11 protein-coding genes and 1 pseudogene are annotated in these 14,467 nt (G+C 70.5%); 7 read left to right on the plus strand and 5 right to left on the minus strand.

Features of this window, described 5'->3' with window-relative positions; translation table 11 throughout:
• Window positions 1–867: 867 nt before the first annotated feature.
• The 3 genes from IE247_RS17990 to IE247_RS18000 form a co-directional block, all read right to left on the minus strand.
• Window positions 868–1,374, minus strand: coding sequence for an RHS repeat-associated core domain-containing protein (locus IE247_RS17990; RefSeq protein WP_373305577.1), 507 nt, complete (start codon window positions 1,372–1,374; stop codon window positions 868–870).
• Between the two features lie 571 nt (window positions 1,375–1,945).
• Window positions 1,946–2,557 (minus strand): hypothetical protein, encoded by a 612-nt coding sequence (locus IE247_RS17995; protein WP_229869191.1) that lies wholly within the window; start codon window positions 2,555–2,557, stop codon window positions 1,946–1,948.
• Between the two features lie 316 nt (window positions 2,558–2,873).
• A complete protein-coding gene (locus tag IE247_RS18000) occupies window positions 2,874–3,848 on the minus strand; it encodes a ribosome-inactivating family protein (protein WP_190124181.1) in 975 nt (324 codons plus the stop codon).
• Between the two features lie 210 nt (window positions 3,849–4,058).
• Here IE247_RS18000 and IE247_RS18005 point away from each other — a divergent pair, with 210 nt between their 5' ends.
• From IE247_RS18005 to IE247_RS18020, 4 genes and pseudogenes are all read left to right on the plus strand, one after another.
• On the plus strand, window positions 4,059–6,341 hold the full coding sequence (locus IE247_RS18005; protein ID WP_190124182.1) for an ATP-binding protein: 2,283 nt from the start codon (window positions 4,059–4,061) through the stop codon (window positions 6,339–6,341).
• Between the two features lie 81 nt (window positions 6,342–6,422).
• Window positions 6,423–7,077: pseudogene (locus IE247_RS18010) on the plus strand (nucleotidyl transferase AbiEii/AbiGii toxin family protein).
• Window positions 7,078–7,531: 454 nt separating this feature from the next.
• On the plus strand, window positions 7,532–7,909 hold the full coding sequence (locus IE247_RS18015) for a nuclear transport factor 2 family protein (protein ID WP_190124183.1): 378 nt from the start codon (window positions 7,532–7,534) through the stop codon (window positions 7,907–7,909).
• 31 nt (window positions 7,910–7,940) lie between these two features.
• Complete coding sequence (locus IE247_RS18020; RefSeq protein ID WP_190124184.1) at window positions 7,941–8,117, plus strand: hypothetical protein; 177 nt, start codon at window positions 7,941–7,943, stop codon at window positions 8,115–8,117.
• A 417-nt stretch (window positions 8,118–8,534) separates the two neighbouring features.
• Here IE247_RS18020 and IE247_RS18025 read toward each other — a convergent pair whose 3' ends face one another.
• Window positions 8,535–8,726 (minus strand): hypothetical protein, encoded by a 192-nt coding sequence (locus IE247_RS18025; RefSeq protein ID WP_229869192.1) that lies wholly within the window; start codon window positions 8,724–8,726, stop codon window positions 8,535–8,537.
• Window positions 8,727–8,809: 83 nt separating this feature from the next.
• Here IE247_RS18025 and IE247_RS18030 point away from each other — a divergent pair, with 83 nt between their 5' ends.
• Window positions 8,810–9,562 (plus strand): hypothetical protein, encoded by a 753-nt coding sequence (locus IE247_RS18030; protein ID WP_190124185.1) that lies wholly within the window; start codon window positions 8,810–8,812, stop codon window positions 9,560–9,562.
• 14 nt (window positions 9,563–9,576) lie between these two features.
• Here IE247_RS18030 and IE247_RS18035 read toward each other — a convergent pair whose 3' ends face one another.
• Complete coding sequence (locus tag IE247_RS18035) at window positions 9,577–9,879, minus strand: EF-hand domain-containing protein (RefSeq protein ID WP_229869193.1); 303 nt, start codon at window positions 9,877–9,879, stop codon at window positions 9,577–9,579.
• Between the two features lie 216 nt (window positions 9,880–10,095).
• Here IE247_RS18035 and IE247_RS18040 point away from each other — a divergent pair, with 216 nt between their 5' ends.
• Both IE247_RS18040 and IE247_RS18045 read left to right on the plus strand, forming a co-directional pair.
• A complete protein-coding gene (locus IE247_RS18040) occupies window positions 10,096–11,544 on the plus strand; it encodes an amidase (protein ID WP_190124187.1) in 1,449 nt (482 codons plus the stop codon).
• Window positions 11,545–12,687: 1,143 nt separating this feature from the next.
• Window positions 12,688–14,394 carry a hypothetical protein gene (locus tag IE247_RS18045; RefSeq protein WP_229869194.1) on the plus strand — a complete coding sequence of 569 codons (1,707 nt, stop codon included), beginning with the start codon at window positions 12,688–12,690 and terminating at the stop codon, window positions 14,392–14,394.
• The last annotated feature ends 73 nt before the right edge of the window (window positions 14,395–14,467 follow it).

Consider the following 14,467-nt stretch of genomic DNA (forward strand, 5'->3'; position numbering starts at 1 on the left):
TCCTCCGCCTTGCGATCTGGGGGCACCTCCCGGGCCGAAGGCCCAGGGGGAGCACCAGACCCCGCCAGACCCTCCCTACGGGAGGACGACGCTACTTTGAAGACACTCCCTAGCGCCGCGCACGAGCCCCATCCGGCGTTCCGCCAACCCGGAACGAGCAGTTCACCCGTGCACGTCGTAACGGCCCCCGCTGCCTGCGCCCGGTGGCAGTCGTCATGATGCTGCGGCGGCGCGGACGCGCGCCTGCCCGATCGGAGCCGGAGCATGGTCCGGGAACGGCGTCGGGCTCGGGTAACGCCCGCCGTGACAGCTCCCGCATCGCGGCAGTCTGCCGCTCCACCGCTGCCGCGATCCCCGGATCCACCCGGGACGGTCGGGCGGCCTGGCGGTGCGCCTCGACCGCACGGCGTGGCGGGCACAAGGAGAGCGAGGCGACCGTCCACGACCTGCCCACGCGGCAGGCGGAGAGGGCACCGGCCCACAAGACCGCGGCGAAGAAGACGCCGGCCGGGACGGCCACCGCGAAGAAGACCACGGGACGGAAACTGAAGAAGTCGGCGCAGACCGGCATGCGGCCTCTCGGCAGCAGACGTGTGACTGAGTGCGGCAGTTGGCCCTTGGGCACCGTTGTTGGGCTACGGCTTCGCGACCTGGGAGCCGGTGCTGTGAGCCAAGGTCCGATGGTCGTCACCGAGACTGGCGTATGTCACCTGAGTCCTGCTGGGGGCTGTCTGCTGTGGCGCCGGTGGTGAGCAGGACGTGGTTGTGGGGGCCTTGTTCCAGATGGTTCTGCGGTGCGCGGACGGTTTCCCGCCCGGCCGGCCTGGTTGGCCTGCTCGGGCGGGAGACGCGCCTTTGGTGTGACCGTCAGTGGCCTGCGGGATCAACGTAGTTGACGGGGTCCCCGCTGCAGTAGGCGTACGCGTTGAGCCCGCCCGCGCCGAAGGGCGACGCGGCGTCCGGACTGTGGAAACGGGAGAGCGTCGGGCTGTAGGCGCGGTAGCCGTTGCCCAGGAGATACCAGCCTGTGGAAGAGTCCGGAGCCGGGCTCCCGGCCGGCCCGCCGCTGCCGTATGCCCCGTACTGGAGGCGCTCGGAGGCATCCTCACGGCGGCCCGCGGGCGTGAGCCTGTCGATGGCCGCGGGCAGTCCCCGCGCGATCTGTGCCGCAAGGTCCCGGGCTTCCACGCCATGGTCCGCCGCCACCGCGGCCAGCGGCCTGCCGCCGGCCTCCAGCACCTCGTCGGCCGACACCGGCTCATTGGCTCCGTCGGCGAACCAGGAGTCGGCCTGGTCCAGCGTCAGCGCCAGTTCGACGTCCCCAGCAACAGCCTGCGCCGGGTCCTTGCCCGTGAAGAGGATCGTGATGGCCAAGACATTCCCTCCCAAAGGCGGGCGCGCCATGCCCGACCGGCCCGCGCGCCATGCATTCATGATCATGACATCCGAAACACACCGTCCGGGCCCGCCCCCGGACCCGCCGGACTCTCCGCGCCCAGTGACTCCCGGTCTTCGGCACTGGCGACAGGAAGGCTGCCGTACGAGTGCTTGTGACCAGTCGAATGACTCGTTGGTGACAACCAGACCGCCTCGACGGACGTCAGCATCAAGATCGTCTATGTCTATCGGGTGATCGGTGGTCCCGCGCCGGGCTCGGACCGCTCCTGCCGCGGCGCGCCTGCACACCCGCGGCGGCCAGCGGCACAGCTGGCATCGGCGGGAACGGCCGGGCCAGCCAGAGCGCTCAGGGGCCGCCTATCGCGCTCAGTCACAAAGGCTGTGACTGAGGCACCGCCCCGGTGGTGGGGCTCAGCCCGGCAGCATGATCACCGCAAGGACGGCCATTTCCGCGAGGACCTGTGCCGCGAATGCCGCCCGCCGGACCGTGCCGGCGTGCTGGAGCCGCTCGGGCAGGAAGAGAACGGCGAGGAAGGCGACTCCGGTTTCAAAGGGCTTCGCCGACCGCTTTCACCGCGAAGGAACTGGCCGTGTCATTCATTGCGCTGCCGACCCAGGTCGTGCGGTCGTAGAGGTTGCTGATGCCACCGTAATTGGGCTCCGCCCACAGCTTGACCTGGCAGTTGTTGTAACTCCACACGGAGCTGATGGTGTTGTCGAAGCCGTGGCTGCTGAGGTTGCCGCTTCCGTCCCAGTCCGCGTCGTTCTTGCAGTAGTCGCCGTTGTCGCCGCCGTGATGGAGCGAGAGTGTGAGGGAGTAGCCCTGGTACGAGGCGTCCTCGAAGAGGACGGCGCCGACGCCGACGGCGAGGGTGCCGGCCGTGGTGCTGCGTGGGGCGGCTGTGTTGAGCCGGGCCTGGAATTTCTTGTCCGTGGCGGCTTCCGCAGGGGTGATGGGGGCGTTGGTGATGCGGCCGCCGGTGGCGGCAGCGATGCTCTCGCGGAAGGTGGTGTAGCAGGCGGTTGTCCCGGTGGCCAGGGTGGCGACGCAGTGGGGGCCGGTCGTGGCCCGGGGGGGCTGGGCTGCGGCGGCGGGGGCCGGAATCAGCAGGACGCTCGCGCACGCGGCTGCGGTGAGTCCGGTCACAGCTGTTCTCATGTTCATGTTCTTCCTCATTTCCGTTTGGGGTGGGGGCTGTTGTCCGGGGCCGGCCGGTGCGGCGGTGCGGGTGTTTACCCGCTGATCCCGCCACAGCGGGCGGAGCGGGGCACGGTCTGGCCGGGGATGGGGTGGTGCGGCCCGGGGCCCTGTCAGGTCCCCCGGCCCGGCGGCGTCCGCCGGGCCGGGCAGCTGTGGGAAGGGTTCGCGGCCCGGTCAGTCCGGCGGCGTGCGCGGCGGGGACGGGGGAACCGTTGACCGGAGCCGGAATCGTCGGCTGGGGGCTGGAGGTCCTTGGCTGCCCGTCACCCGGCTGTCAGCCGTGCCAGGAGTAGCCGTTCAACATGAGGCGGTCCAAGTTGCGGTCGCCGCTGCCACTAAGGGCATGCGGGACGTTCCGGTAGCCGCGTGTGGCATCCACGTAGAACCAGGAGGGGTCTGCTCCCCTGGTCGAGTTCGCGGCCCAGAGAGATAGCGCGGCCCAATCCCGTTGCAGTTCCACTCCGTACTCGCCGAGGGTACTTGAGTACATGCCGTTGTCTTCGAGGATGGACCCGTATCGCATGATGGTTTCAATGCGCCTTGCCATCCAGCCGAACCGGAAGGACTCGGAGGTCGCGGCAATGATGCGAATAAAGGCATCGCGAACCGCCGGCACATCGTTGGTACTGCTCAGACCCGTCAAGACAGCAATGGCGGCGGCCATACTTTGAATGGTGAGTCCCAGGTTCTGCCGCCTCTCGCCCGGGTCGAGCTGGCCTGAACCGCTGTACCTGCTGCCGAAGGCGAGAGACTGGAATTCGACATTCGGGTCGTTGAATACATGCCGGAGAATGTCCCGGGCGCGACGCGCATCTCCGTTCGCGACCATGTCGCGGAAGGCGTAGAAGCGAGACGGACGGTTGCGATCAGGTTGGGCTCTGATCCCGATGAGATAGAGGTTGTCTGCCCAGAGGTAGAGGGTCAGCCGGTGTTGATGGCTCTGATTCCGATCGATCACCTGGATCTCGATCAGATTATTCCCAATAGGCTCGGTGTGCCGCACATTGGCAACCGGTGTTGGCGTACCTATTGAGCGGTGGATGTCGTCGAGAAAGTGACGGAACGCATTGGCAGCAAGGCCGGGGTGCGTTAGACCGACGATGTCGGTGACGTCCCATCGGTGGGCCCTGAACCCGTACACCGGCGGCTGCGCGCGGGCGGGGGCGGCTGTCAGCACCGGCGTCAGGAGGGTGGCGGCCAGGCCTGCGGTCAGCAGGGAGCGCCGGCGAAGGGCATGCTGTTCGGTCATGGAGAAGGTGTCCCTGGTCGATGGGGTAGCACAGCGGGGCGTGGCCCCGAGTACCGCTTTCGTCCGCTGAGATCTGCCGCCCATTCCAGCACCGGGGCGGTTGCCGTCACCAGGCGGAACACCGGCGGAACACCGGCAGAAGCAAGGGCGTCCATACTTGTGCCGGATGATCAAGGCCCCGCCCGGGGGGCGTGCATGTGAGGGGGAACCATGACCACGACCACGGACGGTGGTTTCGGGCAGCGTCTGCGTGTCCTGCGCGCTGGTGCCGGACTCAGCCAGGAGCAACTCGCCCACGCGGCGGGGGTGAGCGTACGGGCGCTCGCGGACATGGAACGCGGCCGCACCAGGGGGCCGCAGTACAGGACCGTGAAAGCGCTGGCCCGCGCCCTGAAGCTGGACCCCGACGAGACCCGGGAGCTGGAGGCGGCCGCCGCCTCGGGGCGGTCGGGCACCGGCCGGGCACCGGCCGGAGCCCTGGACCTCCCCAGGGACACCCACGACTTCACCGCCCGCGGTCACGCCCTCGCCACTCTCGCCGCCCTGGCCGACACCGCGGAACCTGCCTGCCCGCCGGTAGCCGTCGTCGCGGGCGCGCCGGGCCTGGGGAAGACCGCGTTCGCCGTCCACGCCGCCCACCACCTCACCCCCCGCTTCCCCGACGGACAGTTACACCTCGACCTGCGCGCCATGGACCCGGAACCGATTGACCCCCTGGACGCGCTCGCCCGGCTGCTGACAGCCCTCGGTGTCACCGGCCAGGCCCTGCCCCGGAGTCTGGAGGACCGGGCCGCGCTTTTCCGCTCCCTCACCGCTGCCCGCCGTCTGCTCCTCGTCCTCGACAACGCCGCCGACGAACCCCAGATACGCCCCCTCCTCCCCGCCACCGGCCCCTCCCTCGCCATCGTCACCAGCCGCAACAGCCTCACCGGCCTCGACGCCGTCCACCGCCTCGACCTCCCCCTCCTGCGCCGCGAGGAAGCGGTCGAACTCCTCACACGCATCGTCGGCCCCGACCGGGTCGCCCGCGAGACACAGGCCGCCCGCGACCTCGCCGACCGCTGCGGGCACCTGCCGCTCGCCCTGCGCATCGCCGGACAGCGCCTCGCCGCCCGGCCCCGCGAAACCCTCGGAAAACTCGCCGCCCTCCTCAACCAGGAGGAACGCCGGCTTGACCTCCTCCAGACCGGCGACCGCCAAGTCCGGGCCGCGTTCGCCCTCTCCTACCAACAGCTCGACCCCGCCTCCCGCCTCCTCTGGCGACGCTGCGCCCTCGCGGCGGGCCCCGACGTCAGCCCTGAGACCGCCGCCCTCCTCGCCGGCATCCCGCTCCGCGACACCCGGCTCCGGCTGGAGGAACTCTGCGACCGCGGACTCCTCCACCCCGACCCCACCGCCGAGCGCTACCGCTTCCACGACCTCCTCAGGCTCTTCGCCGCCGAACGGCTCGCCGCCGACGACGACCCGGCGACCCGTGAGGAGGCCCTGGACCGGACCGCCCGCTGGATGCTCGCCCGCGCCACCACCGCAGCCCTCCACTTCGACGCCGAACGCCACAGTGCTCCGGCCGGTGACCCCGACCCCGTCACCGCCCCGGCCGACCGCGACCAGGCCCGCGCATGGCTGGAAGCCGAACGGGACCAGTGGCTCGCCGCCCTCGACCACACCCACACCGCCGGCCATCACCGGCAGGTTCTGGACACGGCCGAGGCCATGCACTGGTTCTCCGACCTCGCCCAGCACTGGCCCCAGTGGACCGACGTCTTCCGGCACTCCTCCGACGCCGCCCGCACCCTCGCCAGCCCGCATGAAGAAGCGACCCACCTCAACTACCTCGCCTGGGCCCACAGCATCTGCGCCCACAACCCCCCGGCCGCCCTCGAAGCCGCCGACGCCGCCCTCACCGCCGCACGCGCCTGCGGCGACCCGCTCCAGACCGGCTGGGCCCTCGCCTACGGCGCCGGAGCGCTGCGCCGCCTCGGCCGCACCGACGAGGCCATCGCTCGCCTGCGTGCCTCGGCCGCCTGCCACCACGACAACCCCACCACCCCGGGCAGACTCGCTGAACTCACCAGCCTCAATGGCCTCGGCGAGACCCTGCGCCAGCACGGCCGCGCCGACGAAGCCCTCGAACACCACCTGAACAGCCTCACTATCTGCCAGCAGGACCACCCCGGGCTCTCACCCCACCTGCTCGCCATCTACCGGGCCATAGCCCTGCGGCACCTCGGCAACACCTACGCCGCCCTCGCCTGCTGGCAGGAAGCCGAACCCCCCCTGCGCCAAGCCCTCACCGCCTTCGAACAAGCAGACTCACCCGCCCGCAGCGGACCCGTCCAGCTCGAACTCGGCCGCGTCCTGCTGCGCCTCGGCCGCCCCGACGAGGCCCGCACCACCCTTGCCGCCGCCCTCCACACCCTCACCACCCACCACCACCCCCTCCAGACCGAAGCCGCCACCGAGCTCGACGCCCTCGCCCCGACCCACCACTGATACCCGCCCTGCCCCTGGCCCTTTGCGAGCCGACTGGCCCAGGGCGCTAGCGCGGTACTCCGGCAGCGCGGTCTCCACGGCCTGGAGCGCGGCGTGGGCGACGTCCTTGCTATCGGAAACGCCCTCCCGCTCGTGATCACCGGCGGGTACGCCGTACAGGCCCACGGCCTGGTCGACCGGCTCTCGCAGGACCTCGACGTCGCCACCGAGAACCCGGCCCCTCTCGACGAGATCATCCGCACGGTCGGCGACGGTCTCGCCGAGCGCGGCTGGGGCGTCCCGGCACATCGAGTCCGGCCCGCTGGCGGGCCGGCTCATCGCCACCGACCGCGCCACCGGCGAGGAGTGCGAGGTCGATGTCCTCAAGGAAGCCTTCTGGGCCCCGCCGACGATCACTGAGTACGGTCCCGTCCTCGCTCTGGACGACGTGATCGGCACCAAGGCCCGCGACCTCGCCGACCGCGGCGCGGTCCGCGATCTCATCGACGTCCACGCCGCGATGCGGCACCGCTCCACCGCGGAGCTGGAGAACCTCGGCCGCCGCCACGCCCGCTTCGAGTTCAGCCTCCACGACCTGCGCGACCGGCTCCAGGGAGCCGAGTGGTGGGACGACCAGGACTTCGCCGACTACGGCCTGGACCCCGGGCACGTGGCGGACCTGCGCGCATGGGCACTGGACTGGGCCACCGACCTCGACAACCGCCTCCACCACAACGACCACAGCGACGACGGGTAACCATCTCCCCGACCCGACCCGACCCGACCCGACCCGACCCGACCCGACCCCCGACGCCGAGCCGGGGACCGGGCGTGCAGCGGAGCGCCGGATTTCGGTGCCAGTCCGGTAGGCGGGCGGTCTCCCCCGCACCCCGAAAACATGATCCCCTGCACCAGTCCGATCAAAGGGGGTGGGAAGCGGTGGACAAGGCACGCCTGTTCCAGAACGGCACGGCCGGACCCGTGGTCTTCGCGCGCGAGATCGGCGACGAGCCCTGGTGGCGTTGTCAGAAGACCTCGCTGGTCTGCGCGTTCTGCCTGACGCGCGTGGTGTCGGTGCGCTGTTCCGGTGGGCCGTGGTGCTTCTCGGGGTGCGCTGTTCCGGCTAGTGCTGTGACCGGGATGGTTCACCGTGGGATGGAGGCGGCTCACGAGACGAGCGCGGTCCGCGAGGCGAGTGGTATTACTGGTGGATGCAGGAAGAGACCGCGCGGTCCGCGATCGACACGTTCATCTCCGCGTTCAATGCCTCGGACGACGGCTATGTGACTGCGCTGCTCTCTCAGGCCCTGACCTCGGACGTGGTCTTCTGGGGACCGTTGGGCCGCAGTGAGGGGATCGAGGCGGTCGAGCGGTTCGTGCTTGACATCCGGCGCCACCCCGCGGGCACCGGCACGATGGTGCGCTGTTCGGCGGTGGACATGCCGGACGAGTGGGCCCGGTACCAGTGGGTCTTCACGACGCCGGATGGAGGCCCCCGCCTGGCGGGAACGGACGTCGTCCATCTGCGGCGGAGCCTCATCGACCAGGTCATCGTCTTCGCGGGGGAGATCGAGCCGTCCGCCTCCTGAGTCATTCTCCTCTGGCGCGCGCCGTCAGCTCATGCGGGCCGGTCACCGGAGCGACTTCGAACGCCCTTTCAGCGAGCTGATGGCGGCGCTGATCATGGAGCAGTGGTGGCACGGCATGTACTTCGCGATCGGCGCGGGCAGCCTGGTCGAGGCCCAGCCCGACCGGATCGCCGGCGACCGGGCACACAGCGAGGCGTCCACGGCGTGATCCCGGGCCCGGCCCTCAGGAGTCACGCCGTGCCGGGCATCGAACGTTCGGACGGTCGAGGTCCATCCGGATTGCCCCGCGGAGCGGGTGGGGAAAGCAGATGGCGGTGCCTGAGCCGCCCGCGGTGCGGCATCGACGAGGACGAGGGATGGTCGGACACCAACGGCCGCGGCTCGCGCGTGACGTGAAACACGCCTGCGCGGCCTACCCGCACTGACAGCAGTGTCGCGGACCCGGGCCGTGGCAGGTCCACCGCCGCCCGGGACCCTCCTTCCACCGCATTTGCGCGGAAAAGCGCCTTCGGCGTCGCTGTGACCGGGAAGGTCGTTGAGGAGGGCGGCGAACTGATGCTCGCCGTCAGTCACGGTCGACATCCTCTTGTTGGGCGTCCCGCCGTTCATCGTGTGCGGGGCGGGGTCATACGGGCGTGGAGCGGGGCCGCGCCGACCCGGCCCGAAACGGCGGGCGATCCCGGCGGGTCGGCTTCCTCGGGGTGCGGGCCCCGGCGGGCCGGGTGCGGACGGCGAGCACGGTGCATCCGGCGCTGCTGGACATCTGATGCTCGGTGCCGGGGCCCTCCACGATCAGATAGCCCTTGGCGATGGACATGCCGTCGCTCCGGGCGCAGTGTGAGCTCGCCGGTGTCCGTCTCGTACCCGACTGCAGCGATGTGCCCGGCGAGGTCGGGGGCGATGGCCGCCCACCGCTCGCGCAGCGCGCCGCCGGCGGCCGGGAGCTCCCAGGCCCGCTCGGCGATCAGCGCGCTGATCGCCGCACCGACCCCGAGCGGCTCGCGCCCGTCGCGCCGCACGTTCATCGGGGTCCCGCTGTCTGGGATGGCCTGGTACATCCACGGTGCCCACCCTCTCGGCGACACTGCCTTCAGGGTTCGGCTCCACAGCCCCGGCCACCCAGCCGAGCCCGCCGACTCCCTCCTGGTCGGCCTTCCGTTACCCGCGAGCGCCGCGGAGGATCGCGGCTGGTGGTGGTACGTCGGAGCCCTGCGCCGTATCACCTGTCTCATCTCCAAAACCAGGATCCCGCTCGCGTACGGAGACGACGGCGTGGCGGTGGTAGACGCCGCCGCTGTCCTGGAGCAGGAGAGCTTCCCGGATGAGCCGGAGGCCACGGTGGAGGATGGAGTGGACTACGTCATCGGCGACCTGCGCGGCGACGCGCTGTGGCACGAAGCCCCCGCATCCGCAGTGCCCGGCCTGTACCGCATAGTGGGCTTCGACCTGCGCACCTCCGACACCCTGTGCGTCTACCCGTCCCACCAGAACCGGGTGATCGGTATCGACCTCGCCGTACGGGACAGCGAAACCGGACGGCCGCGCACCGTGGGCTGGTGGGCCTCCGCCAAACTTATGGCCCTCCTCCGTCCTGAGGACCCCGAATCCCTCGCCGTTCATAAGGTGCCCGGAACCGAGGGACCGCGTCTGTGAGGCGGTCTACGACCTCACCCGCTGGGCCTGACCAGCCCCATCGCCCCGGTCCGCGTGTCAGGACGGATTTGGGCGTTCGGCTTCGGTGGCCTGGTGGCGGTAATGGCCCGCCGGACCGACGAGCTGGTTGCCGGGCTGGTCCAGAACTCGACCATGCCGCCGATGAATTCCTCCCGGGACAGGGTGCCGTCCCCGTCCCGGTCGAGGCGGCGGAACGCCTCGCCTGCCGCCTGCCGCGTCAGCGCGGGGAAGTGCCCGTGCTGGAAGGCGAAGGACTCCTCCCTGTCCACCGCTTCGTCGCCGTCCGTGTCGGCCACCGCGAGGAACACCTCCGCGCGACGCCCTCCAAGCCCGGCAGGAGGCCCCGGACAGGGAGAGGGGGCCGAGCTTCCACGGCGAGGAGGGTGAGAAAAGCCACACCCCGACATGGTCCCCCACGCACGCTAAAGTCGAGCTAGACCCGCCCTGAACTGGGATTTTGCGTCGTCCACAGAGATGTGATCGCCGCGGGTCGAGCTTTTCTGGAGGTTCGCATGACCGATCTGGCATTTCGCTCCGCAGGCCAGCTCGCTGCCGCCGTCGCGGCAAAGGAGGTATCGAGCGTCGAGTTGCTCGACCACTACCTCGCCCGGGTGGAGCAACTCGATCCGAAGGTGAACGCCATTGTCGCCCGGGACGAGGAGGGTGCGAGGGCCGCAGCGCTGGAGGCCGACCGCACGGTCTCGCGCGGCGGACCGCTCGGCCGCCTGCACGGCGTCCCTGTGACGATCAAGGACAGTCTCGAAGTTGCGGGAATGCGGACCACCGGGGGTTCGGCCCGCTGGGGGAAGCATGTCTCGACGAGCGACGCCGAGTCGGTCGCGCGCCTCAAGAACGAGGGAGCGATCGTGTTCGGCAAGTCCAACATGCCGCCGGACGCCCGGGACTGGCAGACCTACAACAAGGTCTACGGAACCACGAACAATCCGTGGGACCCGACCCGCGGACCCGGCGGTTCGTCCGGCGGATCCGCCGCGGCGCTCGCCGCCGGGCTGACCGGTCTGGAGCTCGGCGGCGACTCGGCGGGCTCGATACGGGTGCCTGCTCACTTCTGCGGCGTCTACGGGCTGCGCACGTCGTTCGGGATCGTGCCGAGGTACGGAAGCGTCTCGGGACATGCCCCTGGGACGCTGGCGGATTTCGACATGGCCGTGCTCGGTCCGCTCGGCAGGCACGCCGACGACCTCGACCTGGGTCTCGACATCCTCGCAGGAGCGGACCACGACCGCGCCCCGGCCTGGCGGCTGGAGCTGCCCGCCGCCAGGTCGACCACTCTGCGGGGCTTTCGGGTCGCGGCATGGCTCGAAGACCCGTTCTGCCCCGTCGACAGCGAGCTGGCCGCGATCATGCGGGCGACGCTGGAAGCGGTGCGGGCCGAGGGCGCCGTCGTGATCGAGGGCAGGGGACCGGTCGGGCTCGAAGAAACGATGGCCCTCTACGAGCCGTTGCTGATGGCGCAGAGCGGGCTGGTCGAGTCGGACGAGTCGTACGCCGGGCTCGTGGACTCCGCCGCCGCCGAAGGGGCCGCAGGCGGGTTCGCGTCGGACCTGACGGTCAGCTTCCGTGAGTGGCACGCGCTCGACGAACGCCGGCAGCACTCCCGGCGCCGCTGGTCCGAGTTCTTCCGCGATGTCGACGTGCTCCTCTGCCCGGTGACCCCCACGGCCGCCTTCCCCCACGACCAGCGGCCCGATCCCACCTGGTCGGTCCGGACACTGCGGGTCGACGGCGCCGACCGGCCGTATCGCGACATGCTCACGTGGATGGCACTGTCCGCGGTCAACCATCTGCCCGCGGCGGTGGCACCTGTCGGGACGACCCGGGACGGGCTTCCGGTCGGTATCCAGGTGATCGCGCCCCACCTGCACGACCGCACCGCGGTCCAGTTCGTGCGGTGCCTTGCCGAGGTGATCGGCGGATTCCGCCGCCCGCCGGGCTTCTGAACGCCGCCACCGGGATTGGGCGATGATTTCTGCAATCTTTTGGGCAGCACTCGTATATGAATAGATCCGGCGAGTGTCAGCTGTCTGAGTGATTGGAATGTTCGTTCACGGGCGGCCCGTGGATGAATATTTCGAGAGGTCCCGCCGGACTGTTCTGGCGGGACCTCTGCGACGTTTTGACGGTCCGGTCGATGATCTCGTCGTCGGGATGGGCATCCCCGGGCTGGCCCGGAGTTGGAGGTCTAGGCTCGCCGTCCGCTCAGGGCCAGCCGTGAAGCCATACGAGTTCGACTTCGGCACGGTGGGTGTAGACCCGGTACGCGATGGGGTTTGTTTGACCGGGCGGCTCTCGGAGCAACCCCCGCGCGGGCAGGGCGGATTTGACGTTCGGCCCGTACGCGGTGGTGATGGTCGAGCGACCCCCGCGCGGGCGGGGCAGACGCACATGCCGGTGGAGCGGAGTCTCACATGCGGTTGAGGCCGAACATCTGGTTCACGGCCTGTTTGATCGTGAGGGTGCCCTGGCGGCGGGGGCAGCAGCGGGGAACCGGAGGCTCCCGCTGGTCCTAGAGGGCGCTTCGGACGCTGCTGAGTCTGTAGATCGTGGGTCTTGTGGGGTCGTGTATCGAGCTGAGGCGTTCTCGCGGGATGTTCAGTTTGGCCGTCTTCAGAGAGCATGCGGGCCTACCTCGCCGAGCCGGCTCGCTGTCACAGGTCCCCACCGGGCCGGTCACGTGTTGCCGCACCGGGACCGGCCCGTGGCGCCCGCCCCGCAGGACCCCGGCACGGGTTCTTGAGCCCGATTTCAGCCGTTGCCGACGAAGTTCGCCGGATCTGGTGATTCTGCGAGCCTGAGGGCCTGGGGACGAGGCTCTCTCCGGCAAGGTCCGTCATATGAAACACCCATGTGAGCTGCCGCATCCTGCTGGGCCGGCCGATCTTCACGGGCGCGGTCCCGGTTCATTCCTCCCGGCCCTTCTCCCGGAGGCGCCGGAGATCCGGTCGCCGGATCGAGCGGCATGCCCGGGCGTCCTGGAGCCACTGGCGGAACGCGTCCACGCCCGGGACAGGGACCGGGCCGAGGACCGGCGAGCGCCTGGCTTCAACGCCGGGCCGACGGGGCTGGGCACATCGGCTGCCCGGGTGTTCAGGCCGGCCGCGGCGGCCGGGGCCGCCGCGCCGCCACCGCTGGACGTGCTGTGGACCCGCAGGCGCGCGGACGGTTCCCCGCTGGCGGCGCATGTCGCCGCGGTGCGCCGCCGGCTGGCCGAAAGTCCGGGATCGCGCCGCCCGGGCGGCTGGGTCTACGACCCGGAGGCGACGCTGGAGGCGATGAGGAGCGACCCGACCGCCTGGGGGCAGCAGTTCACGCCCTGGATGATGGAGTGCGCCGAGATGGTCGGGAACGGGCTGGCCCTGCTCGAAGAGATCCGTGAAATCCGGGGCCGGGGCTTCGGGTTCACCGCGTCGGGCCGGGTCGGGATGGCCCCGCTGACCGTCGGCGCGGACCCGGTGGGGGCGCTGCTGGCCCGGGCCCGGCTGGGGGAGAACGCGGGCCGGTCCACCAAGTCGAACCTGTCGACGTGCAGTTCACCGGACTGGGCCGCGGTGATGAACGAGTTCGGGCTCCAGGGCGTGGCCGCGTATCCGAACTTCGCCGCGGGCGCCTGGGGCGGCGGCCTGATGCCCGACACCTACGACGACTGGCGCCAGGACTACGTGGTCATCCTGATCTACGGCTTCTACCTCGAATACAACATCGACACCGCGTACGAGGCGAGCGGCAACAGTCTGACGCACGAGATCCTCTCGCTGTGGGACATGCCGGGCCTTCCCGCCGACCTGGTGGCGCGGCGGGCGCACGTGGAGGCCGACCTCGCGTTCTTCGACGCCAAGCGGCGCGACGAGGCCGACGCCCATCAGGCGGTCACCAGCGGCCTGGCCTCCTGGGTATACCGCGACCGGGACACCTGGCGCGACATGAAGGCCGCCGACAGCGGCTACTTCACCTACCACCTGTCGTTCCTGCCCAACGACGCCGGCCGCGACGACATGATGCTCACCGGCCTGGTCGCCGACTGGGCCGACATCGGCCCCGATCTCCGCTTCCAGGAGTGCGGCCAGTCCGTACTCGCCCTGACCCGGGGTTCGGTCGTCATGGCGGACCTGCTGGACGCGTACGAGCGGACCGTGTGGATGTTCAACACCCACTGGACCGAGACGGGCGGCATCCGCCCCGAACGTTACGCGGCGTGCACGGCGGTCCTGGCCGTCGGCCCGTGGCTGCTCGGCAACCACCGCCACGACGCATGGCGCTATTACGCCCTCGCGGCGGACCTGTCCCACGCGGCCCAGCAGCGGGACCTGTACGCCTCGGGCCAGCTCGCGCACTGCTACGCCGAGGACCTGACCCCGACCACCCCGGCCGGCGGGCCGCGGGTCGCCGTCCCGAGGCGCGACCTGCCGTTCGACGTCGAGGTCGAGGGCGTCCGGCACACCGGAACCGTCGGGCTGCACACCGTGATCTGCGACGCCGTCGCCCACGGCACCCTGCCCATGGGCGTCGTCGAGTACGAGTTCGTCGTCCCGTGGCTGCTGCGGGAGGGAAAGATCTCGCCCGTGGCCTTCCTCGAACACATGGACCGCGCCTACTGCTCACACTTCGCGCAGCTCATGCGGGCCGGTCACCGGAGCGACTTCCAGCGCCCTTTCAGTGAGCCGATGGCGGCGCTGATCATGGAGCAGTGGTGGCACGGCATGTACTTCGCGATCGGCGCGGGCAGCCTGGTCGAGGCCCAGCCCGACCGGATCGCCGGCGACCGGGCACACAGCGAGGCGTCCACGGCGTGATCCCGGGCCCGGCCCTCAGGAGTCACGCCGTGCCGGGCATCGAACGTTCGGACGGTCGAGGTCCATCCGGATT

Origin of the sequence: Streptomyces inusitatus, assembly GCF_014651115.1 — a bacterium.
GTDB lineage: Bacteria > Actinomycetota > Actinomycetes > Streptomycetales > Streptomycetaceae > Streptomyces > Streptomyces amakusaensis.

Coding starts and splice junctions, on each gene's coding strand:
- IE247_RS18025 (WP_229869192.1), bottom strand. CDS start 8,726: ATGTCCATCGCCAAGGGCTATCTGATCGTGGAGGGCCCCGGCACCGAG.
- IE247_RS18030 (WP_190124185.1), top strand. CDS start 8,810: ATGGCCGCCCACCGCTCGCGCAGCGCGCCGCCGGCGGCCGGGAGCTCC.
- IE247_RS18015 (WP_190124183.1), top strand. CDS start 7,532: ATGCAGGAAGAGACCGCGCGGTCCGCGATCGACACGTTCATCTCCGCG.
- IE247_RS17995 (WP_229869191.1), bottom strand. CDS start 2,557: ATGAGAACAGCTGTGACCGGACTCACCGCAGCCGCGTGCGCGAGCGTC.
- IE247_RS18000 (WP_190124181.1), bottom strand. CDS start 3,848: ATGACCGAACAGCATGCCCTTCGCCGGCGCTCCCTGCTGACCGCAGGC.
- IE247_RS18040 (WP_190124187.1), top strand. CDS start 10,096: ATGACCGATCTGGCATTTCGCTCCGCAGGCCAGCTCGCTGCCGCCGTC.
- IE247_RS18005 (WP_190124182.1), top strand. CDS start 4,059: ATGACCACGACCACGGACGGTGGTTTCGGGCAGCGTCTGCGTGTCCTG.
- IE247_RS18020 (WP_190124184.1), top strand. CDS start 7,941: ATGCGGGCCGGTCACCGGAGCGACTTCGAACGCCCTTTCAGCGAGCTG.